The sequence below is a fragment of the Streptomyces sp. JNUCC 64 genome, assembly GCF_054484115.1.
On record NZ_CM137015.1, the window covers coordinates 7,206,652 to 7,229,672 of the forward strand.

Annotated in this window: 21 protein-coding genes; 10 read left to right on the forward strand and 11 right to left on the reverse strand. The window is 75.7% G+C overall.

What is annotated here, in order from left to right; genetic code table 11:
- Positions 1-235: 235 nt before the first annotated feature.
- Positions 236-1,420: an acyl-CoA dehydrogenase family protein gene (locus tag ACVWNX_RS29695; RefSeq protein WP_454411266.1), complete on the forward strand. Its 1,185-nt coding sequence runs from the start codon at positions 236-238 to the stop codon at positions 1,418-1,420.
- Positions 1,421-1,444: 24 nt separating this feature from the next.
- Here ACVWNX_RS29695 and ACVWNX_RS29700 read toward each other — a convergent pair whose 3' ends face one another.
- Both ACVWNX_RS29700 and ACVWNX_RS29705 read right to left on the reverse strand, forming a co-directional pair.
- Positions 1,445-1,759 (reverse strand): hypothetical protein, encoded by a 315-nt coding sequence (locus ACVWNX_RS29700; protein WP_454411267.1) that lies wholly within the window; start codon positions 1,757-1,759, stop codon positions 1,445-1,447.
- A 311-nt stretch (positions 1,760-2,070) separates the two neighbouring features.
- The gene (locus tag ACVWNX_RS29705) at positions 2,071-2,508 is read right to left on the reverse strand and encodes a hypothetical protein (protein ID WP_454411268.1); all 438 of its coding nucleotides are present in this window, start codon (positions 2,506-2,508) and stop codon (positions 2,071-2,073) included.
- 277 nt (positions 2,509-2,785) lie between these two features.
- Between ACVWNX_RS29705 and ACVWNX_RS29710 the strand changes: the two genes are divergently transcribed.
- The 4 genes from ACVWNX_RS29710 (at position 2,786) to fxsA (ending at position 7,121) form a co-directional block, all read left to right on the forward strand.
- Positions 2,786-3,226 carry an Lrp/AsnC family transcriptional regulator gene (locus ACVWNX_RS29710; protein WP_454411269.1) on the forward strand — a complete coding sequence of 147 codons (441 nt, stop codon included), beginning with the start codon at positions 2,786-2,788 and terminating at the stop codon, positions 3,224-3,226.
- 110 nt (positions 3,227-3,336) lie between these two features.
- Positions 3,337-4,989: an amidohydrolase gene (locus ACVWNX_RS29715; RefSeq protein WP_454411270.1), complete on the forward strand. Its 1,653-nt coding sequence runs from the start codon at positions 3,337-3,339 to the stop codon at positions 4,987-4,989.
- Between the two features lie 568 nt (positions 4,990-5,557).
- Positions 5,558-6,415: a polyprenol monophosphomannose synthase gene (locus ACVWNX_RS29720; protein WP_454411271.1), complete on the forward strand. Its 858-nt coding sequence runs from the start codon at positions 5,558-5,560 to the stop codon at positions 6,413-6,415.
- A 124-nt stretch (positions 6,416-6,539) separates the two neighbouring features.
- On the forward strand, positions 6,540-7,121 hold the full coding sequence (fxsA, locus tag ACVWNX_RS29725) for an FxsA family membrane protein (RefSeq protein ID WP_454411272.1): 582 nt from the start codon (positions 6,540-6,542) through the stop codon (positions 7,119-7,121).
- A gap of 266 nt (positions 7,122-7,387) precedes the next feature.
- On the opposite strand, the gene ACVWNX_RS29730 is transcribed toward fxsA, so the two are convergent.
- From ACVWNX_RS29730 to yczE, 4 genes are all read right to left on the reverse strand, one after another.
- Positions 7,388-7,762, reverse strand: a complete 375-nt coding sequence (locus ACVWNX_RS29730) for an RNA polymerase-binding protein RbpA (protein WP_099500427.1) — start codon at positions 7,760-7,762, stop codon at positions 7,388-7,390.
- A gap of 267 nt (positions 7,763-8,029) precedes the next feature.
- Positions 8,030-9,379 carry an MFS transporter gene (locus ACVWNX_RS29735; protein ID WP_454411273.1) on the reverse strand — a complete coding sequence of 450 codons (1,350 nt, stop codon included), beginning with the start codon at positions 9,377-9,379 and terminating at the stop codon, positions 8,030-8,032.
- A 55-nt stretch (positions 9,380-9,434) separates the two neighbouring features.
- Positions 9,435-10,202 carry a glycerophosphodiester phosphodiesterase gene (locus ACVWNX_RS29740; RefSeq protein ID WP_454411274.1) on the reverse strand — a complete coding sequence of 256 codons (768 nt, stop codon included), beginning with the start codon at positions 10,200-10,202 and terminating at the stop codon, positions 9,435-9,437.
- Complete coding sequence (gene yczE / locus ACVWNX_RS29745; RefSeq protein WP_454411275.1) at positions 10,199-10,966, reverse strand: membrane protein YczE; 768 nt, start codon at positions 10,964-10,966, stop codon at positions 10,199-10,201. Before yczE ends, ACVWNX_RS29740 begins: the two co-directional genes overlap by 4 nt.
- A 79-nt stretch (positions 10,967-11,045) precedes the next feature.
- On the opposite strand from yczE, the gene ACVWNX_RS29750 reads away from it, so the two are divergent.
- Entirely contained in the window at positions 11,046-12,551 is a 1,506-nt protein-coding gene (locus ACVWNX_RS29750) for an SCO1417 family PLP biosynthesis transcription factor (RefSeq protein ID WP_454411276.1), read from the forward strand.
- Between the two features lie 292 nt (positions 12,552-12,843).
- Here the strand turns inward: ACVWNX_RS29750 and ACVWNX_RS29755 are convergent, their stop codons facing one another.
- On the reverse strand, positions 12,844-14,613 hold the full coding sequence (locus tag ACVWNX_RS29755; protein ID WP_454411277.1) for a hypothetical protein: 1,770 nt from the start codon (positions 14,611-14,613) through the stop codon (positions 12,844-12,846).
- A gap of 46 nt (positions 14,614-14,659) precedes the next feature.
- Positions 14,660-14,854, reverse strand: a complete 195-nt coding sequence (locus ACVWNX_RS29760) for a hypothetical protein (protein ID WP_351248210.1) — start codon at positions 14,852-14,854, stop codon at positions 14,660-14,662.
- Positions 14,855-15,155: 301 nt separating this feature from the next.
- Here ACVWNX_RS29760 and ACVWNX_RS29765 point away from each other — a divergent pair, with 301 nt between their 5' ends.
- A complete protein-coding gene (locus ACVWNX_RS29765; protein ID WP_454411278.1) occupies positions 15,156-15,566 on the forward strand; it encodes an ankyrin repeat domain-containing protein in 411 nt (136 codons plus the stop codon).
- Positions 15,567-15,847: 281 nt separating this feature from the next.
- Complete coding sequence (locus ACVWNX_RS29770; RefSeq protein WP_454411279.1) at positions 15,848-17,266, forward strand: HEAT repeat domain-containing protein; 1,419 nt, start codon at positions 15,848-15,850, stop codon at positions 17,264-17,266.
- 417 nt (positions 17,267-17,683) lie between these two features.
- Here the strand turns inward: ACVWNX_RS29770 and ACVWNX_RS29775 are convergent, their stop codons facing one another.
- From ACVWNX_RS29775 to ACVWNX_RS29785, 3 genes are read right to left on the reverse strand one after another with little or no spacing between them, the layout of a single operon-like run.
- Positions 17,684-18,574, reverse strand: a complete 891-nt coding sequence (locus tag ACVWNX_RS29775; RefSeq protein ID WP_454411280.1) for a 5-oxoprolinase subunit C family protein — start codon at positions 18,572-18,574, stop codon at positions 17,684-17,686.
- Complete coding sequence (locus tag ACVWNX_RS29780) at positions 18,571-19,248, reverse strand: 5-oxoprolinase subunit B family protein (RefSeq protein WP_454411281.1); 678 nt, start codon at positions 19,246-19,248, stop codon at positions 18,571-18,573. The genes ACVWNX_RS29775 and ACVWNX_RS29780 overlap by 4 nt, the downstream gene beginning before the upstream one ends.
- Positions 19,245-20,003, reverse strand: a complete 759-nt coding sequence (locus ACVWNX_RS29785; RefSeq protein WP_454411282.1) for a LamB/YcsF family protein — start codon at positions 20,001-20,003, stop codon at positions 19,245-19,247. The genes ACVWNX_RS29780 and ACVWNX_RS29785 overlap by 4 nt, the downstream gene beginning before the upstream one ends.
- Positions 20,004-20,306: 303 nt before the next feature.
- On the opposite strand from ACVWNX_RS29785, the gene ACVWNX_RS29790 reads away from it, so the two are divergent.
- On the forward strand, positions 20,307-21,836 hold the full coding sequence (locus tag ACVWNX_RS29790; RefSeq protein WP_454411283.1) for a hypothetical protein: 1,530 nt from the start codon (positions 20,307-20,309) through the stop codon (positions 21,834-21,836).
- A gap of 277 nt (positions 21,837-22,113) precedes the next feature.
- Positions 22,114-22,947 carry a hypothetical protein gene (locus tag ACVWNX_RS29795; RefSeq protein WP_454414991.1) on the forward strand — a complete coding sequence of 278 codons (834 nt, stop codon included), beginning with the start codon at positions 22,114-22,116 and terminating at the stop codon, positions 22,945-22,947.
- Positions 22,948-23,021: the final 74 nt, after the last annotated feature.

Sequence of the window (23,021 nt, forward strand, 5' to 3'; positions counted from 1 at the left end):
CTCCCGTTCACCGGTTCGAAGATCGACACCGGTGACGAACTGCCGCCGATCGGGCATACTCGACGCGCCACAGCCGTCGGTCGCTCCGGCCCCGTGACCCGGGACGGCACCATCGGCTGGGCAGTGCCGTACCTCCGGAGACCGGACCGCGCGCGTGCGGACCGGCGCCCGGATCCGCAGGGAAGCGCTCGCCCCACCCACGCGACCGCCCCCGAACTGCCAGGGAGGACCGCGCATGACCACCCACGTCCCGCAGCCCGTGGACCGGATCGCCCCCACCGAAGAAGCCCGTGAACTCTTCGCGCTCGTCCGGGAACTCGCCCGGCACGAGATCGCCCCGAAGGCCGCCGACGAGGAGGAGGCCGGGCGGTTCCCCCGGGAGGTCTTCGGGCTGCTCTCCGGATCCGGACTGCTCGGCCTCCCCTACGGCTCCGCGTACGGCGGCGGGGACCAGCCCTACGAGGTCTACCTCCAGGTCCTGGAGGAACTCGCCGCCGCCCGGCTCACCGTCGGCCTCGGGGTCAGCGTCCACACCCTCGCCTGTCACGCCCTCGCGGGCTTCGGCACCGAGGAGCAGCGCGCCGAGCACCTGCCCGCGATGCTGGGCGGGGGCCTGCTCGGCGCCTACTGCCTCTCCGAGCCCGCCTCCGGATCGGACGCGGCCTCCCTGCGGACCCGGGCGGTCCGGGACGGCGCGGACCCGGACGCGGACTGGCTGCTCACCGGCACCAAGGCGTGGATCACCCACGGCGGGATCGCTGACTTCTACACCGTGCTGGCCCGCTCGGGGGGCGAGGGCCCGCGCGGCATCACGGCCTATCTGGTGCCCGGGGACGCCTCCGGGCTGAGCGCCGCGCCGCCCGAACGGAAGATGGGCATGAAGGGTTCGCCCACCGCCCCGCTCCACTTCGACGGGGTGCGGGTGTCCGACGCCCGTCGGCTGGGCGCGGAGGGCCAGGGGTTCGCCATCGCCCTGTCGGCCCTCGACTCGGGCCGCCTCGGCATCGCGGCCTGCGCGATCGGCGTGGCCCAGGCCGCCCTGGACGCGGCCGTGGCGTACGCGGTGGAGCGGCGCCAGTTCGGCCGTCCGCTCGCGGACTTCCAGGGGCTGCGGTTCCTCCTGGCCGACATGGCCACCCAGGTCACCGCGGGCCGCGCGCTGTATCTGGCGGCGGCCCGGCTGCGGGACGCGGGACGCCCGTTCGGCAAGGAGGCGGCGATGGCCAAACTGCTGTGCACCGACACGGCGATGAAGGTCACCACCGACGCGGTCCAGGTGCTCGGCGGCTACGGCTACACCGCGGACTTCCCGGTGGAGCGCTACATGCGGGAGGCCAAGGCCCTCCAGATCGTGGAGGGCACCAACCAGATCCAGCGGATGGTGATCGCCCGGCACGTGGCGGGCCCGGAGTCCCGCTGACGGCGCGGAACCGCCCCCGGGGCCTCAGCCGTGGCGGAAGGGCCCGGCGGCGGTCCCGCCGAACTGTCCGGGGCGCACCAGGGGCGCGGCGAGCCGTTCCCACTCGGGGTCGGGGGTCCCGGGCAGCGCCCGGCCCTCGTCGGTCCACCGTGCCAGCAGGGCCCGGTAGAGGGGCGGATGGGGATCGGGACCGGCGGTCGGCGCGGTGGTCGCGGGACGGGGCCGTGGCTGCGGCCCGGTGCGCGGCCCGGTGCGCCTCGGTAGTCGCGGAACCGATTCTTCGGGCGCGGGGACGAGGACGCGGCGCAGCCTCTCCGGATCCGCGAGGGTGGACGTCATGCCATGGCCAACGCGATACCGGACAAGACGGTCACCAACCCCGGAAACCGCGCATGGGTTCGACATCACTCGCGAGAGTGATGCGGATCATCGACTCGCTTATGAGGAAGGCGGGATGACGGAGCGTCAATTCGCCGAACCGGGCCGCGGGGGGTTGGGGAACGGGTGAACGCGGCGGAGGCGCGAAGCGCTGCCGGAGCGTGCTCCCGGTGGGCCCGGACGGGGCGTGACGGCTCCCCGGCGTCCACGGGGGACGCCGGAAGACGGTGCGGGGGGCTTCGGGGGTGGGGGTCGGTGCGGGGGCGGGCGGGTCAGGCCGCGTCGCGCCGCATCCCCGGGACCCGCATCGGGCGCGAGCCCGGACCGCCGACGTGGGAGAAGGGCTGCGTCCGCCAGTCGAGTCCCTGGGGGAGCGTCAGCAGGACGGCGGTGGTCTCCCGCTCCGGTCCCGCCTCCTCGTCCGCGGGGCGGGCACCGGCGGCGGGGCGGCCCGTACCGGCGCAGACCCGGAGCCCGAACGGGTTCCAGGGGGTGGGGCACATCGCGTGCTCCGGGAGCGCGTCCTCATCGGCCAGCAGGGCGATGGGCTGGGCGCAGTCCGGGCAGATCACCCGGTGGAGGTCCAGGGTGTCGTACGCGTCGAACTCCTCCTCGTCGGCGACGCCGGGTTCGACGCCCTCCGGCTCGGGTTCGACGGCGGGCCGCTGCTTGATCCGGGACAGCCGGCCGGGGCGCTTCAGACTCTGCATGTGGGAACTCTCCCCCTCGATGGGCGGGCCGGGCGCTGTGGCCTCGGCCACAGCAAGCACTTCCCGTCCCGTCATGGCGATAATCGCCCCACATGCCCGAACGCCACCAACGAGCTGTGGCGTTCGTCACACAAATGGCGGGATGGTGGGCGGAGAGGGGGCCGTTCGGGGTACGGGGCGGCCGTGCGGCGCCCCCGCGCGTCACCGATTGGTCTCGGAACGGGGTCGAACGCCCTTCCGGTACCCCCGACGATCACCGGAGCTGTAGGTTTCCGCCATGGAGGAGCTGGATCGTCAGATCGTCGAGCTGCTCGTCAAGGACGGGCGGATGAGCTACACCGACCTGGGCAAGGCCACCGGCCTGTCCACATCGGCCGTGCACCAGCGGGTGCGGCGGCTGGAGCAGCGCGGGGTGATCCGGGGCTACGCCGCGGTCGTCGATCCGGAGGCCGTCGGCCTGCCGCTCACGGCGTTCATCTCGGTCAAGCCGTTCGACCCGAGCGCGCCCGACGACATCGCCGAACGACTCGCCGGAGTACCGGAGATCGAGGCGTGCCACAGCGTCGCCGGGGACGAGAACTACATCCTCAAGGTACGGGTCGCGACCCCCCGCGAACTGGAGCACCTGCTCGGCCGGCTGCGCGGCCTCGCCGGGGTCTCCACCCGCACCACCGTCGTTTTGTCGACCCCCTACGAGGCCCGTCCCCCCAGGATCTGAGCGGACCCGCCGCCTCCCGCCCCCGCTCCGCCCGGTCCACGGGGGAGGCCCGCCGCGCGCCGCGACGGCCCCGCCGCCGGACGGCGCGCGACGGCCGGGACACTGGAGGCATGAGCCAGCGCGCAACCACCCCGTCGGACCCCGAGCCCGAGCCGGGCACCGTCCTCCTGCGCGGGGGAGAGATCCACTCGCCCGCCGACCCCTTCGCCACCGCCATGGTGGTGTCCCGGGGCCAGGTCGCCTGGGTGGGCTCCGAGGGGGCGGCCGACGCCTTCGCCCGGACCGCCGACGAGACCGTCGACCTGGAGGGCGCCCTCGTCACCCCGGCCTTCACCGACGCCCACGTCCACACCACCTCGACCGGACTCGCCCTCACCGGGCTGGACCTCACCGGCGCCGCCACCCGGGACGCCGCCCTGGACCGCGTCCGGGAACACGCCCTCGCCCGCCCCCACGACCGGGTCCTCCTCGGCCACGGCTGGGACGCCGCCCGCTGGCCCGACGACCGCCCCCCGTCCCGCGCCGAACTCGACGCCGCCACCGGGGGCCGTCCCCTCTACCTCTCCCGCACCGACGTGCACTCCGCCGTGGTCACCACCGCCCTCCTCGACCTCGTCCCCGGCATCCGGGACGAGGCCGGGTACCGCGCCGACGGCCCCCTCACCCGGGACGCCCACCACGCGGTGCGCGCCGCCGCGTTCGGCGCGGTCACCCCCGCCCAGCGCGCCGGGGCCCAGCGCGCCGCGCTGCGCCACGCGGCCTCCCTCGGCATCGGATCGGTCCATGAGTGCGGCGGCCCGGAGATCTCCAGCGAGGACGACCTGACCGGGTTGCTGCGACTCGCCCGCGAGGAGCCCGGGCCCCGGGTCACCGCCTACTGGGGCGAGCGGGTCACCGACGCGAAGGACGCCGAACGGATCCGCGACCTCGGAGCGCTCGGCGCGGCGGGCGACCTCTTCGTGGACGGCTCCCTCGGCTCCCACACCGCCCACCTACACGAGCCGTACGCCGACGCCCCCCACCACGGAACGGCCTATCTGGACGCCGACGAGGTGGCCGCCCATGTCGTCGCCTGCACCGAGGCCGGGCTGCAGGCCGGGTTCCACGCGATCGGCGACGCCGCCGTCACCGCCGTCGTCGAAGGCGTCCGCGCCGCCGCCGAACGCGTCGGACTCGCCCGGATCAGGGCCGCCCGGCACCGGGTGGAGCACGCGGAGATGCTCACCCCGCGGACGATCGCGGCCTTCGCCGAACTGGGCCTGACGGCCTCCGTGCAGCCCGCGTTCGACGCCCGCTGGGGCGGCGCGGACGGGATGTACACCGACCGCCTCGGCGCCGAGCGGGCCGCCGCCCTCAACCCGTTCGCCGCGCTGCTGCGCGCCGGGGTCGCCCTGGCCTTCGGCTCGGACAGCCCGGTCACCCCGCTCGACCCCTGGGGCACCGTCCGCGCCGCGGCCTTCCACCGCACCCCCGGACACGGCGTCTCCGTGCGGGCCGCCTTCGCCGCCCACACCCGGGGCGGCTGGCGCGCCGCGGGCCGGGACGACGCGGGTGTCCTGGTACCCGGCGCGCCCGCCGACTACGCGGTCTGGCGTACCGGACCCCTGCTGGTCCAGGCCCCGGACGACCGGGTCGCCCGCTGGTCCACCGACCCGCGCTCCGGCACTCCGGGGCTGCCGGACCTCACGCCCGAGGCCGAGCCGCCCCGCTGTCTGCGCACCGTGGTGGCCGGACGGACGGTGTACGTACGGCCGGGTGAGTGACGCGTGACGGCGGCGCGCACCCGACCGGGGGTGCCGCGCCGCGCCGACCGTCCTCCGGGCACCCGTGCTGATCTGCGGTTTCCCGGGATCCGCGCAGGTCGCCCGGGTATTGACAGAACGCCGTCGGCGCCGGGTAGGTTCGGCCGGGTCCACCACTGGACGTCCGACCGGCGAACGTCCGCGCAGTCGTCGAACGCCGCTGGGTCAGGGGTGGGGCGCCGTCGGCGTCCCACCGCTGGGAGCCAGGCCCAGTTCCCGCGCCTCGGGGGCGGGGGAACGTTCCGGCCGGTATCGGTGTCCCCCCTGCTCCCGGTGAGCACGGGGCCGCGTGGGACCGATGGGGCCCGGCCGCTCAGTAGACAACGGACCCGGTCGATCCGCAGCCAGCGGGTCCCGGGCCGGACCGAAGGGCGCCGGGCCCCGATCCGCGTGCCCGATCCCCCGCTCCGCCCCGTCCACCCGCGTGGCAGCCGGGCGAAGTCGGCCGCCCCGTTCCCGTCGGGGCACGATGCCGCGGGTGCCGCCCACTATGGTGGAGACCTGCGTACGAATGCACGAAGGGGCTTCTGTGAACGACGGCGACGCGATCTCCCCGGCCGGGGAGCGGCGGTTCGGCCCGCTGGGTACGGCTTTGGTCATCATCCCGACCTACAACGAGGCCGAGAACGTCAAGTCGATCGTCGGCCGGGTCAGGGCCGCGGTGCCCGACGCGCACGTCCTCGTCGCCGACGACAACAGCCCCGACGGCACCGGCAAGCTCGCCGACGAGCTCGCGGCGGAGGACGAGCAGGTCCACGTGCTGCACCGGAAGGGCAAGGAGGGGCTCGGCGCCGCCTACCTGGCCGGGTTCCGCTGGGGCCTCGACGAGGGGTACGGCGTCCTGATCGAGATGGACGCCGACGGCTCCCACCAGCCCGAGGAGCTGCCCCGGCTGCTCACCGCGCTCAAGGGCGCGGACCTGGTGCTCGGCTCCCGCTGGGTCCCGGGCGGCCGGGTGGTGAACTGGCCCAAGTCCCGCGAGTTCATCTCGCGCGGCGGCAGCACCTACTCGCGGATCCTCCTCGACGTTCCGATCCGCGACGTGACCGGCGGTTACCGGGCCTTCCGCCGGGAGACCCTCGAAGGGCTCGGCCTGTCCGACGTGGCCTCCCAGGGCTACTGCTTCCAGGTCGACCTGGCGCGCCGCGCGGTACGGGCCGGGTTCCACGTCGTCGAGGTGCCGATCACCTTCGTGGAGCGGGTCCACGGCGACTCCAAGATGAGCCGGGACATCCTGGTCGAGGCGCTGTGGCGGGTCACCTCCTGGGGCGTCACGGAGCGACTGGGCAAGCGCAAGCCGTCCGGTCCCACGGGTCCCGGGGCCTCCGGGGCTTCCGGCGCCGGTGAGCCGAGCCGGGCCGGGGCGCCACGGACCGAGGGCTCCTGACCCACCGGTTCCGGACGGTCCCCACCCCGCGGTTCCGGACGGTCCACCCTGAGCGGAGTCCGCGCAGGATTGCTGACCGCCCCCGTTTACGCGGGACGGACGCCGGGCCAGGCACACTGGACGCATGACGACCGGTGCACCGACCCCGCCCTCCCCGTCCCGTCCCCGACCCGGCAGGCTCCGCAGGGTCCTGCCGCTGGCCCTCGCGGGCTGGTTCGTCGTGGAGATCTGGCTGCTCACCCTGGTCGCCGGCGCGGCGGGCGGGTTCACCGTCTTCTTGCTGCTGGTGGCCGGTGCCGTCCTCGGCGGTGTGGTGATCAAGGCCGCCGGGCGCCGGGCCTTCCGCAACCTCACCGAGGCCGTCCAGCAGGCCCAGAACGGGACCCCGCCGACCGCGCCCCGGGCCGGTGAGGGCAGCGGACTGGTGATGCTCGCCGGGCTGTTGTTGATCGTCCCGGGGCTGATCTCCGACGCGCTGGGGCTGCTGCTGTTGCTGCCTCCGGTGCGGGGGTTCCTCGGGCGGCGGGCGGAACGGGCGCTGGAGCGGCGGATGAGGGCCGCGGCGCCGGGTTCGCTGGGGGACGTCTTCCAGCAGGCGCGGACACGCGGCCCCGGCGGCAAGGTCGTCCAGGGCGAGGTCGTCCGGGACGAGGAGCCCGCCCCCGGGCCCGGCACCCGGGAACACCGCCCCCCGCTGACCCCCTGAGCCGTCGTCCGGCCTCCGTCCCGTCGTGACCCCCTGGGGCGCCGGAACGGGACGGAAGAGGATCGAGAGCGGGTCAACGGGGCCGAACCGGGCGGGGGACGGACACGGCGACGCCCCGGTCCCGTACACGGGACACAGCGACGCCCCGGCCCGTACACGGGTCGGGGCGGGCAGAAGAAAAAGCCGCGGGCGGGTGCCACACCTGATGTGGCACCCGCCCGTCGGCTGTCGGCCTGTGGTCCGCCTCCCCCCCCGGAGGGGGGTGATCAGGCGGACTTGCGGCTGTCGCGCGGATGAACGGCGATGTTCATCGCGCCGCTGCGGAGTACGGCCAGCCGCTCTTCGAGGACCTCTTCGAGTTCCTCGCGGGTGCGCCGCTCCATCAGCATGTCCCAGTGCGTTCGCGCGGGCTTCGCCTTCTTCTCCTCCGGGCCTTCGCCGTCCACGAGGAGTGCCTGGGCCCCGCAGACCTTGCACTCCCACTCCGGCGGGATCTCCGCCTCCACAGAGAAGGGCATCTCGAAGCGGTGCCCCTTCTCGCATGCGTACTCCACGGCCTGGCGCGGGGCCAGGTCGATGCCGCGGTCCGTCTCGTAGCTGGTCACCACGAGGCGCGTGCCGCGAAGAGCTCGCTCACTCATGAATCGTGCCTCCCGGGCTTGTCGCCCACAGGACAGGTGTCGCTGTCGTCGTCATCCGGTCAACGTCCGGTCGGCGGTAAAGATTCCCGTTCCGGGCTCCTGCGTCGCCGTCGTAGCCGCGGCCTTGTTGACCAATGCAGTACCCACCGGCGCCCGGTTTGTCACATCTGACAGGAGATGTCACCCAACGTTTCGGCTGGTTTGGCGCGCAGTAACGGTACGCCTGGCAGGCCAAAGGCGTACACTACCGCCCTTTGCCCCCATGCGCTAAATCCGTTCCGGCACCGGATTGCCCGCGTCGCGTACCGCCCGGCGCACCGGGACCCGTGCCAGCAGGACGAAACCGAGCACGAAGAACACCACCAGGGACAGGATCGCGTCCCGGTAGCTCCCGGTCAGCTGGTAGGTCAGACCGAACAGCAGCGGGCCGAGCCAGGACATGCCCCGGTCGCTCATCTCGTACGCCGAGAAGTACTCGGCCTCCTTCCCGGGCGGCACCAGATGGGAGAACAACGAGCGGGACAGCGCCTGGGTGCCGCCCAGCACCAGACCGATCCCGGCCGCCAGCAGGAAGAAGAAGCCCGGCGACCCCGCGGGCAGGAAGTACCCCGCCCCGAGGATCAGGGTCCACAGCACCAGGGAGGCCAGGATGACGCGCTTCGCCCCGTGGACCCGCGCCAGCCGCCCCATGCCCAGCGCCCCCGCGACCGCCAGCACCTGCACCAGCAGGACCGCCACGATCAGGGTCGACTGCTCCAGCCCCAGTTCCCGCGAGCCGTACAGCGACGCCTGGGAGATCACGGTCTGCACCCCGTCGTTGTAGACCAGGTACGCCAGCAGGAACGCCAGGGTGAGCGGCCGTCGGCGCATGTCGCGGACGGTCGCCGCGAGCTGCCGCCAGCCCCGCGCGGCGGGACGGTCCCCGGCCGGGCCGGTGCGGCGGTCCCGCAGTCTGCGCAGCGGGACCACCGTGAACGCGCCCCACCACACCCCCGCCGACGCCAGACAGATCCGGACGGCCGTCCCCTCCGAGACCCCGAAGTCCTCGTGCCGCAGGAACAGCACCAGATCGGCGACCAGCACCAGGGCGCCCGAGGCGTAGCCGAACGCCCAGCCCCGCGAGGACACCGCGTCCCGCTCCTCGGGACGGGCGATCAGCGGCAGGAAGGCGTTGTAGAGGACCATCGACACCGCGAGCGACGCGTTGGCGACCACCAGCAGGGCCCCGCCGAGCAGATACCGGTCGCCGTCCAGGAAGAACATCCCCGCCGTGGCCGCCGCCCCGGTGTACGCCGCCACCGCGAGCAGCGGCTTGCGCCGTCCGGTGCGGTCGGCGGCGGCGCCCGCGAGCGGCATGACGAGGATCGCGACGATCACCGACAGCGAGACCGTGTACGCGAAGAACGAACCCGCCCGCACCGGGACGCCCAGCGGGTGGACGTAGCCCCCGGCATCGGCCGCCGCCTCGGCGACCTCCGTCAGATACGGCCCCAGGAAGACGGTGAGCACCGTCGTCGAGTAGACCGAGCACGCCCAGTCGTAGACGTACCACCCGCGCTGTTCGCGGCGCCGCCCGACGTCGTCGTCGGGTTCCGTCCGCACGGCCTCGTCCCCCACCGGCCCCTCGCTTCCCCCTGGTGCCCCGGCGCGGGCTGCCCCGCGCGCGGTCCGCTCAGTTCCACGCGCCCCGTTCGGTCAGGACCGACCGCAGCGCGTCGACGTGATCGGTCATGATGCCATCCACGCCCAGGTCCAGGAGCGCGCGCATCCGGTCCGGATCGTTGACCGTCCACACGTGCACCTGGAGCCCACGGGCGTGGGCCGCCCGGACGAAGCGCCGGTCCACGACCCGTACCCCGCCCCGCCGTTCCGGAACCTGGGCGCACACCGCGGAGCCGCGCACGGCGGCCGGCAGCCCGTAGGAGCCGAGCCGCAGTCCGAGGACGCCCTGCACCCCGAGGGAGGTGGCGAGCCGGGGGCCCGCGAGCCGCTGGGCCCGGGCGACCCGGGCCTCCGAGAACGAGCCCACGCAGACCCGGTCCCAGGCCCCGGCGCGACGGATCAGCCCGATCAGCGGGTCGAGCGCCGGGCCGGACTTGGCGTCCACGTTCCAGCGGGCGTCCGGGAACTCCTCCAGCAGCTCCTCGAAGAGGGGGACGGACTCGGCACCGCCCACCCGGGCCCGCCGCACCGCCGACCAGGGCAGCTCCGCGATCGGGCCCGCGCCGTCGGTGACCCGGTCCAGGGTCGCGTCGTGGAAGGCGACCAGCCGTCCGTCGGCGGTGACGTGGACGTCGGTCTCCAGATAGCGGTACCCCGCGGCCACGGCCCGCCGGAAGGCGGTCACCGTGTTCTCCAGGCCGTCGGCCGCGCCGCCGCGATGGGCGAACGCGAGCGGCGCGGGGTGGTCCAGATAGGGATGGCGGGGCGCTGGGGTCACCGGGAGAGTATGGCCCCCCGCCCGTTCCCCCGGGCCACGGGCGCCCGCCCGGCGGGGGCGCCGGGCACGGCGGACACCCGCAGGAAGAACTGCGCCAGCGGGCCGATCGCCAGCGCGTAGAGGACGGTGCCCGCCCCGACGGTGCCGCCGAGCAGGAAGCCGGTGGCCACCACCGCCACCTCCAGTGCCGTGCGCACCAGCCGGATCGAGCGCCCGGTGCGCCGGTGCAGCCCGGTCATCAGCCCGTCGCGCGGTCCGGGGCCGAAGCGCGCCGCGATGTAGAGGCCGGTGGCCGCCCCGTTGAGGACGACCGCCACCACCAGCAGCGGGATCCGGACGGCCAGCGACCGCGCCTCGGGGACCAGGAACAGGGTGGCGTCCATGGCGAGGCCGATCACCACCACGTTGGAGACGGTGCCGAGTCCGGGCCGCTGGCGCAGGGGGATCCAGAGCAGCAGCACCAGCGCGCCCACCGCGATGGTGACCGCCCCGATCGTCAGACCGGTCAGCTCCGCGAGCCCCTGGTGCAGCACGCCCCACGGTTCCAGCCCGAGTCCGGCCGTCACCAGCAGCGCGCAGCTCACCCCGTACAGCGTGAGCCCGCCGTAGAGCTGGAGCAGTCTGCGGGGCAGCCGGGACGGGGTCGCGGCGGGGGAGGAGGCCGGTGCCGGGGGCGGGACGGGGGTCGCGGGGTCGTCCCCGGCGGTCGGGTCGGGGGCCCGGGTGGATGGCGAAGTCGACAAGGTGTGCCCCTCTGTGGTCATGGTGGCCTGGCTCGTGTCACTCTGTGGCGGGGGGAAGCCTTCATTCCATGGCCAATTCAACAAAGGTGGACCGAAGAGCATGGCTCAGTGGACTTCTACGGTGGGCTCGGCGCAGCTCGCGCGTCTGCTCGGCTCCCAGCAGGACCGTCCGGCGGGACCGGGCACCCGCAGACCGCCCGCGTACCGGGCCCTCGCGGACGGCGTCCGGCTGCTCGTCCTGGAGGGCCGGGTGCCGGTGGGCGCCCGGCTCCCCGCCGAACGCGAACTCGCCCTGGCGCTCTCCGTGAGCCGCACCACGGTCGCCGCCGCCTACGAGGAACTGCGCGCCGAGGGGTTCCTGGAGTCCCGTCGGGGCGCCGGGAGCTGGACCTCGGTCCCGGCCGGGAACCCGCTGCCCGCGCGCGGTCTCGAACCGCTCCCCCCGGAGGCCCTCGGCTCCATGATCGACCTGGGCTGCGCCGCGCTGCCCGCCCCCGAGCCCTGGCTCACCCGCGCCGTCCACGGCGCCCTGGAGGAACTGCCGCCGTACGCCCACACCCACGGCGACTACCCGGCCGGGCTGCCCGCGCTCCGCGAGATGATCGCCGCCCGCTACACCGCGCGCGGCATCCCCACCATGCCCGAGCAGATCATGGTGACCACCGGGGCGATGGGCGCCACCGACGCCATCTGCCACCTCTTCGCCGGACGCGGCGAGCGGATCGCCGTGGAGTCGCCCAGCTACGCCAACATCCTCCAGCTGATGCGCGAGGCGGGCGCCCGGCTGGTGCCCGTCGCCATGGCGGAGCGGCTCGGCGGCTGGGACCTCGACCGCTGGCGCCAGGTCCTGCGGGACGCGGCGCCCCGCCTCGCCTACGTCGTCGCCGACTTCCACAACCCGACCGGCGCGCTGATCGACGAGGACCAGCGGCGCGCCCTGGTGGAGGCCGCGCGGTCGGCGGGCACCGTCCTGATCGTCGACGAGACGATGAGCGAGGTGCACCTGGACGAGGGGCTGACCATGCCCCGTCCGGTCTGCGGCTTCGACCCGGCGGGCTCCACGGTGATCACCGTCGGTTCCGCGAGCAAGGCGTTCTGGGCGGGCATGCGGATCGGCTGGGTGCGGGCGGCCCCCGACGTCATCCGCAGCCTGGTCGCGGCCCGCGCCTTCGCCGACCTCGGCACCCCGGTCCTGGAACAGCTCGCGGTCAACTGGCTGCTGCGCGGCGGCGGCTGGGAGGAGGCCGTGGAACTGCGCCGGGACCAGGCCCGGGAGAACCGGGACGCGCTGGTGGCGGCGGTCCGCCGGGAGCTGCCGGACTGGGAGTTCGAGGTGCCGCGCGGCGGCCTCACCCTCTGGGTGCGCACCGGGGGGCTGTCCGGCTCCCGGCTCGCGGAGGTGGGCGAACGCGTCGGCATCCGGGTCCCGTCCGGCCCCCGGTTCGGGGTCGACGGGGCCTTCGAGGGATACGTACGGCTGCCGTTCACGGTGGGCGGCGCCGTCGCGGACGAGGCGGCGGTACGGCTCGCGGCGGCGGCCCGGCTGGTCCGGGGCGGCGCGGGCGGGGCGAACGGGGCGGAGCCGACCCGGACGTTCGTGGCCTGACCGGGGCGCCCCGGGCTGCCGTTCCCGCCCGGGGCGTCAGCCCGCCCCCCCGGCTGGTGGTCCGCCCCGGGCCTGTGGTCCGTCCGTCCCGGCGGTGCGATCGGGAACCGGTGGCTGGGGTGCCTCGGGGCACCTCTTCTGGGTGCTCTGGGTGCTCTGGGTGCTCTGGGTGCTCTGGGTGCTCTGGGTGCTCTGGGCGCTCTGGGCGCACGGGGGGCGGTCCGGGGTGTCCGAGCCGTTCGGAGTGGCCGGGGCGTCCGGGGCTTTCGGACCTCCGGGGCTTCCCGGGACGTCAGCCCTCCGCCGCCACCGTCTCCGGCCGGGGCCGCCGCGCCTGTTGCCCGGCGGGTGCCCCGTGGAGCTCCGACAAGTCCAGGGACTCGGTGTCCCGTCCCGTTCCGGCGCTCTCCCCGGGCGCGGTGTCCGTCTCCGTCGCCGTGTCGGCGTCGCCCCCGGCCTCGGTGCCCGCCGCCGTCCGGTCCGCCCCGGTCGCTTCGTCCGTCCTAGCCGTCTCACGCGCCCTGGTCGCCCCGGCTGCCTCAGCCGCCTCGTCGGCCTCGCCCAGCGCCGTCGGCAGCAGCGCCAGCACCGCCCGCCGGAGCGCCTCGGGGGTGGCGTCGTCGTACGGGTCGGGGGCGGCCGGGACCTGGAGCCGCAGCACCGGGCCGTCCCCGAGCCGGGCGTGGCCCCGGCCCGGCGGCACCGCCTTGACCGGGGTGGTGAGCGGTGCCGCGCCCAGCACCCGCGCGGTCCCCTCGCCCACCGGACCCAGGGCCACCCTGGCCCGGGTGTACTGCAGGACCGTGTCGGAGAGGGTGTCCAGCGCGTCGTACTGTTCGGCGACGACGACGGTGACGCCCGCCGCCCGCCCGTGCCGCAGCGGCACCTGGAGCAGGGCGCGCGGATCGCGTCCCCCGTCCGCCGTGAGGTGCCCGAGCACCGAGGGACGGTCGACCAGCACGTACAGCGGGCGCCTGACCTCCGCGTCCGGGACCCGTCCCGCCCCACGGGCCTCGTTCACGGCGATCAGCCGCCGCTTGGTCTCCCCGGACGCCCACTCCAGCCCCGCCAGCGCGCCGACCGGCCCGCACTCCACGCCCAGCACCCCCCGCCGCCCGGCAAGACAGGCGTACTCGCCGGTCCCGGTGCCCTCCACCACCAGCACGTCCCCGTGCGGCAGCACCTGGAGGGCCAGCGAGCGCAGCAGGGTCGTGGTGCCGTCGCCGGGACGCCCCACGGCCAGCAGATGCGGTTCGGTGGAGCGAGGCCCCGTCCGCCAGACCACCGGGGGCTCGTCCCGGGCGTCCCCGGACCCGCCCGTGACCGGCAGGGTCCGCCGCACCCCGGTGGGGTCGGTGAAGCCGAGCACCAGCTCGCCGGGGGACGTCACGAACCGCTGCGCCGCGATGTCGGTGGGCAGCGGCGCCAGCGCGGTCACCGTCAGCTCGTTGCGCTCCTCGTCCCAGTCGAAGCGGTACTCCCGGCCCCGCCCCGACTTGGCGTGCAGGACCCCTTCGATACGGGCGCGGGACGCGGCCTCGCCGTCCGTGAAGTACGCCGGGTAGCGCACCAGGAGCCGGGAGATCCGGCCCTCCCCGTCGAAGGCGGAGCCGCCGAACGCCTCCTCCCAGTCGCCGCCGTGCGCGTACAGCGGGGCCGGGTCCTCGGGCACCGAGAAGTACGGCACCAGCGCCTCGTACAGCGAGCCGAGCCGCCGGACGTGCGCCGGGTCGGGCTCGGCGGGCCCGGCGGGCGTCCGCTCCCTGCCGTACCAGGCCGCGGCCGCCATCAGGGTGACGACGGCCAGCGGCGGGCCGTACGGCACCAGCGCCACCACCAGCACCACGGAGGCGGCGAGGAACAGCAGACCGCCGCGGCCGTCCCGGGGCGTCCCCTCCCATTTGCGCCGCCCGGCCCCGGCCAGCCGCCGGAGCCCCCGGGCCAGCGTGATCAGCGGGTGGAGGACGTCGGTGGCGCTGTCGGCCGCCGACCGGGCCAGTTCCCGGCCGCGGGCGAGGGACGCCGCGCCGTCGCGGGGGAGGCGGGGGAGGGGGCGGACCACGTCGGTCTCCTCGGGGGACGTACGGAGGGGAGCGGGCGGGGAGCGCTCAGAACTTGATTCCGCCGAGGAGGCTGGCGAGGCTCGCCCCGCCCGCCTTGATGCTGGGGGCGATCGCCGTGCTCGCCAGGTAGAAGCCGAAGAGCGAGCACACCAGGGCGTGCGAGCCCTTGAGGCCGTCCTTGCGGAAGAACAGGAACACGATGATGCCGAGCAGGACGACACCGGAGATGGAGAGGATCATGGGGTTCTCCTGGTTGGTGGGGGACAGTCACCATGAGCTGTTCCAGGCTCACCGCAGGTATCCGTACGACAAAAGGTGCGTTCGGGTGAAGAGGGGCGTGCTTCACCCGACCGGCGCACACCGGTTCACCCGCACGGCCGGGGTGTCGCGTTCCCCGGCGGCCCGGTCCGGCGAGCCCTGCCGGTCCGGCCCTCCGGCGCCCCTGCGGGCAGTACCCTGTCGGTTCACCCGTACGGCGGTCGTGCCCGCTCGTTTCCGCTGGCCGGGGCCCTGATCGCAGTCGAGAGGAAGGCACCTTCCGATGACCGGACCCGTTGACCCCGGGACCACTCCCGACGCCGACGTCGTGGAACTGGCGACCAAGCTCTTCGGCCTCGCCCGCGAAGGCGACGCCGAGGCCCTCGCCGCCTACGTGGACGCCGGAGTCCCGGCCGACCTCACCAACGAGCAGGGCCACAGCCTCGTGATGCTGGCCGCCTACCACGGGCACGCCGGGGCGGTCCGGGCCCTGCTGGCCCGTGGCGCCGACCCCGACCGGCAGAACGACCGGGGCCAGACCCCGCTCGCCGGTGCCGTCTTCAAGGGCGAGGACGAGGTCGTCCGGGTCCTCTTCGAAGGCGGCGCCGACCCGGCCGCGGGCGCTCCCTCGGCCGTGGACACGGCCCGGATGTTCGGCCGGACACACCTCCTGGACCTCTTCGGCACCCCTTAGCCGACCCCGCCCCTGACCAGGCGGAACGCCGGTCCGGGAAATCGGTCGCGGCATTGTGAACGCCTGGGTCATCATGACCACGTGATTCACGGACGCGACGGATGGGCAGGTGTTGCCGCACCGCGCGGGCCGTGAACGGCCCGGCCCGGGCCACCGACGAGAGGCAGAGGAAGATGGTCTACAGCAAGCATGAGACGGCGGGCGCCCCGACGTGTTGTCGCGTGACCTGGTGGTAGTGCGAGTCCCCGGTCGCTTCGACGCTTGATGTGAGGCTGTTTCCCATGTTCGATTCGGGCATAGCGCCCAGTGGCACGTTGCTAGGTCTCCTCCAGAGAGGCCGTGGCGACGGTACGCTGCACGCGCTCACCGCTCCGCGAGCCGACGCGCTCGCGGCCCTGGACCACTGCGTCCGCCACGACCCCCGCCACGACTGGCAGGTGGAGAACCGCTCCCTGTACTACGCGCGGCTCTACCTCGACCTCGACGGCGGGCTCGACGCGGTGGAGGCGCACCTCTTCGACCCCGAGGACGCCCTCGACCCCGGCGACTCCCGCACCGGGCTCGCGCTCGCCGTCCTCGGGCACCTCGCCTCCTACGGGCGCCGCGACGCCCTGGAGCTGCTGCGCCGGTACGTCGTCCGGGGCGCCAACTGGGCCTGGGCCCTCGACGAGCTGGCCCTGCGCGACGACGACGCCGGGCTGCGCGCCCTCGCCGTCCCCGTCCTCGGCCGCTTCGCCCGGGACCCCGAGGGGGAGGCCGCCCTGGCCGCCGCCGTCCGCGACGCCTACGAGCCCCGGCCGTGGCGGCTGTGGGCCGACGACCCCCGCGAGGCCGTGTCCGCGCGGGTGCGGGCCGCCCGCGAGCGGGGCTCCTTCGACCGCTGGCAGCGCCAGCTCGACTCCACCGGCCCGCGCCCCGGCTGGAGCGTGCGCGCCGTCCTCGACTGGGCCGACGGCGGCGACGGGCGCGGCACCCCGCTGCACGCGCCCGCCGCCCGCTGCCTCACGGCCGTCGCGGGACCCGAGGACCGCCCCGAGATCAGGGACGCCGCGCTCGGCGGTGCGGACGGCGCCCGCTCGGCCGCCCTGCGCTATCTCGCCGACGTCCACGACCCCTTCGCGCTCGACCTGATCGAAGCGGCCGTCGCCTCCCCCTCGGTGACCGTCGCGGAGGCCGCCGTCGAGTCCTTCGAACGCATGCGCAGCGCCGCCGCCGTCGACCGGGCCCGCGCCTGGGTGCAGCGGCCGGACGCGCTCGGCGCCGCCGCCGGACGGGTACTGGCCTGCCGGGGCGGCGCCCATGACGCCCCCCTGGTCCTCGGCGCGCTCCGGGAGGCCGTCCGCTGCGAGGGCCCCGACGCGGTGACGCTGTGGACCCTGGTGGACGGCGCGGGACGGCTCGGCATCGCCTGCGCGGCCCCCGTGCTGCGCCACGTCTACCGCGAGACCGCCTCCTCCCAGCTGCGCGGACGGGCGGCCCGCGCCCTGGCCGCGACCGACGGGACCTTCCCCGCCGGATTCGCCGTCGAATGCCTGTGGGACTGCGAGGAGACCACCCGCGAGCTGGCCGCCCGGCACGCCGAGACCGGTGACGCCCGGGTCGTGGAGCGGCTGCGCAGGCTCGCCGCCGATCCCGCCGAGGAGGACGAGGTCCAGACGGCCGCCCACGGCCGCATCGGTCCCGACGCGCCCGCCGTCTGACGCGCCTCGCGGCCCCCGCCCCTCCCCGTGCGACCTTCCGGGGCGGGACGGGGGCCGCCGCCGTTGCCCGGCCGGGCGCACCCGATCCGTCGGGCCGTCCGGGGAACGGACGCTCCCGGACGGCCCGACCGGCCGCCGTCCGACCGGCCGCCGTCCGACCGGCCGCCGTCCGACCGGCCGCCGTCGGGGCGGCCGCCGTCGGGGCGGGCCCGCGCCGGACGGGAGCAGGCCGGGCGAGAACAGACCGGACGGCGGGCTGGGGCGGAAGCGGGCCGGGCCTGTGAGGGGCGACGGCGTGCGGCCCGGCGGCGTGCCACGGACGGGCCCCTTCGCGACGGCACCCTTGACGGACGGTCGACGGGCCCGTGGCCGACGGGTCCCCGGTGGTTGGGTCCGACCGGAACCGGCCGGACCCCGTCAGCGGCCTCCCGGACGCCTCGCCCCGGGCGCCGCCACCACGAACCGCACCGGTGTGCCCGGCGCGGCCTGGGCCGCCGCCGGGAGGTCGGCCTCCCGGACGACGGCGACCACCGGGTACCCCCCGGTCGTCGGATGGTCCGCGAGGAACACCACCGGCCGCCCGTCCGGCGACACCTGGACGGCGCCCAGGACCACGCCCTCACTGGGCAGTTCGCCCCCGACCGCCCGCTCCAGGGCGGGCCCCTCGGTCCGCAGCCCCACCCGGTTGCTCGCCGGGGACACCCGGTACTCCCGGGTGGTGAGTACGCGCAGCGCCCCGGCCGTGAACCAGTCGGCCCGGGGACCGAGCCGCACCCCCAGCACCAGCGTGCCGGGCGGCCCGGGCAGCGGGGCCGCGTCGACACGGGCGCGGGGCGGGCGCCCGGGGCCGAGCGGGAGCACGTCCCCGTCGACGAGCGGGGCGGGCCCCAGGCCCGACAGCAGGTCCGTCGAACGGCTCCCGAGCACCGGGTCCACGAGGACTCCCCCCGACAGGGCCAGATAGCCCCGGACCCCCGCGAGCGCGGGACCGACGTCGAGGACCGCCCCGGCGGGCACCCACAGGGCGGTGCCCTGCCCGGCCGCCCGGCCGTCCACCGTGACCCGGCTCGGCGCCCCGGTCACCGCGGCCAGCGTCCCGCGCCGGGCCCGCACCGCGCAGCCGCCGAGGGTGGTCTCCAGGACGGCGGCGTCCACCGCGTTGCCGACCAGCCGGTTGGCGAGCGCGGCGGCCGGCGGGTCGAGGGCCCCCGAGCGGGGCACCCCGAGGTGCGCGTACCCGGGGCGACCCCGGTCCTGGACGGTCGTCAGGGCGCCCGCCCGCACCACCACGACGGCACGGTCGTTCACGGCCGTCCCTCCGCCCTCGCCCGCGCCGTCCCGGAGCCCGGCGGGGGAGGAGCGGGCTCCTCCGGCTCCCGGACGGTGAACCGCACCCGGGTGCCGGGGGAGAGCAGCGCGGCCGGGACCCGCCCGGGGTCCCACAGCGTCACGTCCGTCGTCCCGATGAGCTGCCAGCCACCGGGCGAGGACCGTGGGTACACCCCGGTGTAGGGCCCGGCGAGCGCCACCGCCCCGACGGGCACCGAGGTGCGCGGGGTGGACCGGCGCGGCACCCGGTAGCGCTCGGGCAGCCCCGTCAGATAGCCGAAGCCGGGCGCGAAGCCGCAGAACGCCACCTGGAACCCGGTGCCGGAGTGCAGGGCCGCCACCTCCCCGGGCGCCACCCCCCACAGCGCGGCGACCTCCGCCAGGTCCGGACCGTCGTAGCGGACCGGGATCTCGACCACGTCCGACCGGTGCGCCCGGGGCGCCGGAACCGTCCAGCCGGTCAGCCGCGCGGCGAGCGCCCGGGGGTCGTCCACCCCGTCCAGCAGCACCGTCCGGGCGGCCGGGACGATCTCCACGGCCCGTAGCGTCCCGGCCGCCCGGCGGCGCTCCAGCTCCGCGTGGAGCGCCCGGGCCGCCTCCCCGCTGTCCACCTCCACCAGCAGGGCCCGCTCGCCGACCTCCAGCACCCTCACGCGAACGCCTCCACCCGCACCCCGGACCGCTCCAGCTCCTCACGCACCCGCCGGGCCAGCTCCACCGCGCCCGGGGTGTCCCCGTGCAGACACAGCGACCGGGCCGGGACGGAGATCTCACGGCCCCCGTCGGCGCGGACGGTGCCGGTGCGGGCCAGCGCCACCGAGCGGCTGACCACCGCGTCCGGGTCGGTGACCACGGCACCGGGCGTGCCGCGCGGGACCAGGGTGCCCCGCTCGGTGTAGGCGCGGTCCCCGAACGCCTCGGTGACGACCGGCAGTCCGGCCTCCCCGGCGGCCGCCAGGAACAGCGACCCGGGCGGCCCGAGGACGGGCAGGGCGTCCCCCGCGAGCCGCACCCCCTCCACCACGGCGGCGGCCTGCTCCCCGTCGTGGACGATCCGGTTGTAGAGCGCGCCGTGCGGTTTGACGTACGCCACCCGCGCGCCCGCCGCCCGGGCGAACACCTCCAGCGCCCCTATCTGGTAGGCGACCTCGGCGGCCAGTTCCGCGGCCGGGACGTCCATCGCGCGCCGTCCGAAGCCCGCCAGGTCCCGGTAGGAGACCTGGGCGCCGATCCGGACGCCGCGCTCCACGGCGAGGTCGCACACCCGGCGCATGGTCAGGGCGTCCCCCGCGTGGAACCCGCAGGCCACGTTGGCGCTGGTGACGACCGACAGCAGCCGTTCGTCGTCGGTGAGCGTCCAGCGGCCGAAGCCCTCGCCCAGATCCGCGTTGAGGTCGATGGTGACCATGTCCCCCGGTTCCCCTCTCGTGTTCCGCCGTCCCGTCGGCTCACCGTTCCGCTGCCTTGGGGCCCTGGGTCCCGCGCTTCCGGGCTCGGGAGCGTTCCGGTACCGCTGGGCCGTCGCCGTCGCCGTCGCCGTCGCCGTCGCCGTCGCCGTCGCCGTCGCCGTCGCCGTCGCCGTGCCGGGACGGCGGGGTGCGTCCGGCGGACACGGTAGCCCGACGGGGTCCCGGCGGTCCCTCCCCGGTGCCCCGGCCGTCCGTCTGCGTCGTTTCGGCCGATGTCAGATCGAGGACCTAGGCTGTGCCCCGTGACTTCGCCTGCCTCGACGGATCCCGCTCCGCCCCAGTTCAGCGCGGGCCCGCGGCCAGCCCCGGGCCCGGCCGCCGACGAGGGCCTGGCACGGCGGCTGCGCGCCCTCGCGTGCACAGCCCCGCTGCACGACCTCGACGTCCGCAAGGCGAACCTCGCGGGCGAGTACTCCGTCTACGGCATGGCCGAGGTGGCGCTGTCGGCCATCGACCTCGTCACCCTGAACATGGACTTCGACACGGGCGCCGACCACGACCAGATCGTCGCCCGGCTCGTCCCCCGGGTCGCCGCCCAGGCAGTCGACCGCCCCGCCCACGAGCACGAGCGCGTCGCCCGCTGGGTCCTGGAGAACCTGATCAACGTGGGCAGCGTGGACCGGGGCTTCCGCGCCGTCTACGGCACCTTCGCCCCCGACGGCACCTATGTGCGCCGGGACTACGACTTCAAGCTCATCGAAGAGGTCTCCGGCTACGGCGGCGGGGTGTACCTGCGCACCACCGACGAAGCCGTCAACGTCCTCGTCGGCGCCCTCGACACCGATGTCACCAGCGCCCAGATCGCCGCCGAGGTCAAGCTGGAGGTCCTGATCAGCCGGGGCCGCCTCGCCGACGCCCAGCTCGCCGCCGAACAGGCCCGCTACCGCACGGTCCAGTACTCCGAGACCCTGCGCCGGGCCCTGGACGCGACCCGCCGCGACGTCCGCGCCGTCGACTGGCTGCACGGCGTCCCCGACATGATCGACGAGGCCCTCGACCACGTCGCCGACCGCTACCGGCACGAGAACGCGATCCTCACCAACATCCGCAAGGCCCGGGACGAGTCCGAGGACCCGGAGCAGAAGCGGCGCGCCGCCGAACTCGTCGACATCGTCAAGGACTGCATCCGCCGTCACACCCAGCTCCAGGCCCGGCTGCTCGAAGCGGGCCCCCTCTTCCGCGCCGAACAGGACCGCCAGGCGTTCGCCCCGCCCACCGGCGGCGCGGGCCTCGACCTGTACGGCCAGCTCCTCGCCCCCGCCCTCCCGCTCCCCGTGGAACGGGCGAAACGGGTCACCGACGCGTTCTTCGCCCGGGGCGCGGGCTTCCGCACCCCCGTGTCCGTGCGGGTGGCCGACCTCGTCGGCATCCTGCTCACCCCGCCGCAGGAACGCGAGCACCTCGGCGCCGAGATGCCCGAGCCTGATCTGATCGCCACCCCCGACGACAGCCGCTTCAGCGACGAACAGCTCGCCCGCGCCACCCGGCTGCTCGACCTGCCCCCCGACGCGCCCCGGCGGCTGTCCGGACTGCTCGCCGAGGCCCGTCGCACCGGCGACGAGGACCTGCCCTACCTCGTCGCCCTGCTCGCCGTCCACGCGGCGAGCCCCGCCGTGGGCACCGCCTACCGCCAGGGTGAGGAGCGGCTGCTGTTCGCCGTCGACGACGGCACCGAACTGGACGACCCCGGCTTCGGCGGGGCCGACCTCATCGTCGGCACGGCCCTCCTGGACGCCGTGGGCATGGCCGCCGCCCGGACGGAGGCCGTGTGACCCCGCCGCGCCCCGCGCCCCGGCGGCTTTCCCCCACGGCCCGGCGGCCGTCCTCCGCCCTCCGGGTCCGGCGGCCTTCCCCCGCCGCCCGGCGGCCGTCCCCCGCCCGCCAGCGGCTTTCCCCCACCCGCCAGCGGCCTTCCCCCGCCCGCCACCCAGCACCCCGTACCGCCGGACCGACCGGTACCGCGCACCACCCGACCGAGGAGCACCAGCCGTGAGCGACCACCCAGCGGACCCCGCCGCGTGGAGCGAACCGGAGGACCACCGGCAGCCCGTGGCGGCCACCCCCCTCACCCCCGCCGACACCGCCGACGCCGCCCGGCTCGTCGCCTTCGGACTCCAGCCGAAGCTCCAGCCCGCCCGTGACCAGGAGTACGCCGGGCTGCTGCGCCGCTACCGCGAGGACCCGCCCTTCGCCCGGCTCGCCGACGCCGTCGCCACCGGCCTCGGCCTCGTCGTCCTGGAGGTCTCCCCCCGCGCCGGGATGGCCGTCACCGCCGCCGAGGACTCCGTCTTCGCGGTCCGCATGGGCGACTACGCCCGGCGCACCGCCGCCGACTCCGCCGACCGCTTCCTGCACGGCCTCGCCCACCTCGCCGTCGCCGCGCTCGCCTTCCCCCGCCCCGACGACCTCCTCGACGACGGGTACGTCGGCCGGGTCACCGTCAACGGCGTCGACGCCTTCGTCCGCCAGGCGTGCCGACGGCTGGAGGAGCGCGCGGCCCAGGACGGCGAGAACACCGACCCCGCGTCCGGCGCCCCCGGTCTGGAGGCCGCCTGGCGGGTCTGGTCCCGGCGCAGCTCCACCGGCGCCACCAAGGACGCCCGCCGGCTCGCCGGATCCACCACCGGCATCGTCGCCAAGGCCGTCGCCTTCCTCACCGACTCCGGCTTCCTCCAGCGCACCGGCGACGACTCCGGCGGCACCTACCGCACCACCGCCCGCTACCAGCTCCAGGTCCGCGACCTCGCGGGCACCGCCGCCATGGCCGAACTCCTCGACCTCGGCGTGGTCCCCGTCACCGACGGCACGGCCACCCTGCTCCCCGCCGACGACACCGACGACCTGGAACTCGTCGCCGACGCGGGACTCCCGTTCCACTCGTAGCTCCCCGCCGTCCGCCGCGCGGCGGGCCGCCCGCAGGCCCGCCCCGCGCCCCCCACCTCCCCACCCTCGACGAG

Bases quoted from the DNA above. Each gene is read 5' to 3' on its own strand.
- ACVWNX_RS29695 (WP_454411266.1), top strand. From the start codon at position 236: ATGACCACCCACGTCCCGCAGCCCGTGGACCGGATCGCCCCCACCGAA.
- ACVWNX_RS29700 (WP_454411267.1), bottom strand. From the start codon at position 1,759: ATGACGTCCACCCTCGCGGATCCGGAGAGGCTGCGCCGCGTCCTCGTC.
- ACVWNX_RS29705 (WP_454411268.1), bottom strand. From the start codon at position 2,508: ATGCAGAGTCTGAAGCGCCCCGGCCGGCTGTCCCGGATCAAGCAGCGG.
- ACVWNX_RS29710 (WP_454411269.1), top strand. From the start codon at position 2,786: ATGGAGGAGCTGGATCGTCAGATCGTCGAGCTGCTCGTCAAGGACGGG.
- ACVWNX_RS29715 (WP_454411270.1), top strand. From the start codon at position 3,337: ATGAGCCAGCGCGCAACCACCCCGTCGGACCCCGAGCCCGAGCCGGGC.
- fxsA (WP_454411272.1), top strand. From the start codon at position 6,540: ATGACGACCGGTGCACCGACCCCGCCCTCCCCGTCCCGTCCCCGACCC.
- ACVWNX_RS29730 (WP_099500427.1), bottom strand. From the start codon at position 7,762: ATGAGTGAGCGAGCTCTTCGCGGCACGCGCCTCGTGGTGACCAGCTAC.
- yczE (WP_454411275.1), bottom strand. From the start codon at position 10,966: ATGACCACAGAGGGGCACACCTTGTCGACTTCGCCATCCACCCGGGCC.
- ACVWNX_RS29750 (WP_454411276.1), top strand. From the start codon at position 11,046: ATGGCTCAGTGGACTTCTACGGTGGGCTCGGCGCAGCTCGCGCGTCTG.
- ACVWNX_RS29760 (WP_351248210.1), bottom strand. From the start codon at position 14,854: ATGATCCTCTCCATCTCCGGTGTCGTCCTGCTCGGCATCATCGTGTTC.
- ACVWNX_RS29765 (WP_454411278.1), top strand. From the start codon at position 15,156: ATGACCGGACCCGTTGACCCCGGGACCACTCCCGACGCCGACGTCGTG.
- ACVWNX_RS29770 (WP_454411279.1), top strand. From the start codon at position 15,848: ATGTTCGATTCGGGCATAGCGCCCAGTGGCACGTTGCTAGGTCTCCTC.
- ACVWNX_RS29785 (WP_454411282.1), bottom strand. From the start codon at position 20,003: ATGGTCACCATCGACCTCAACGCGGATCTGGGCGAGGGCTTCGGCCGC.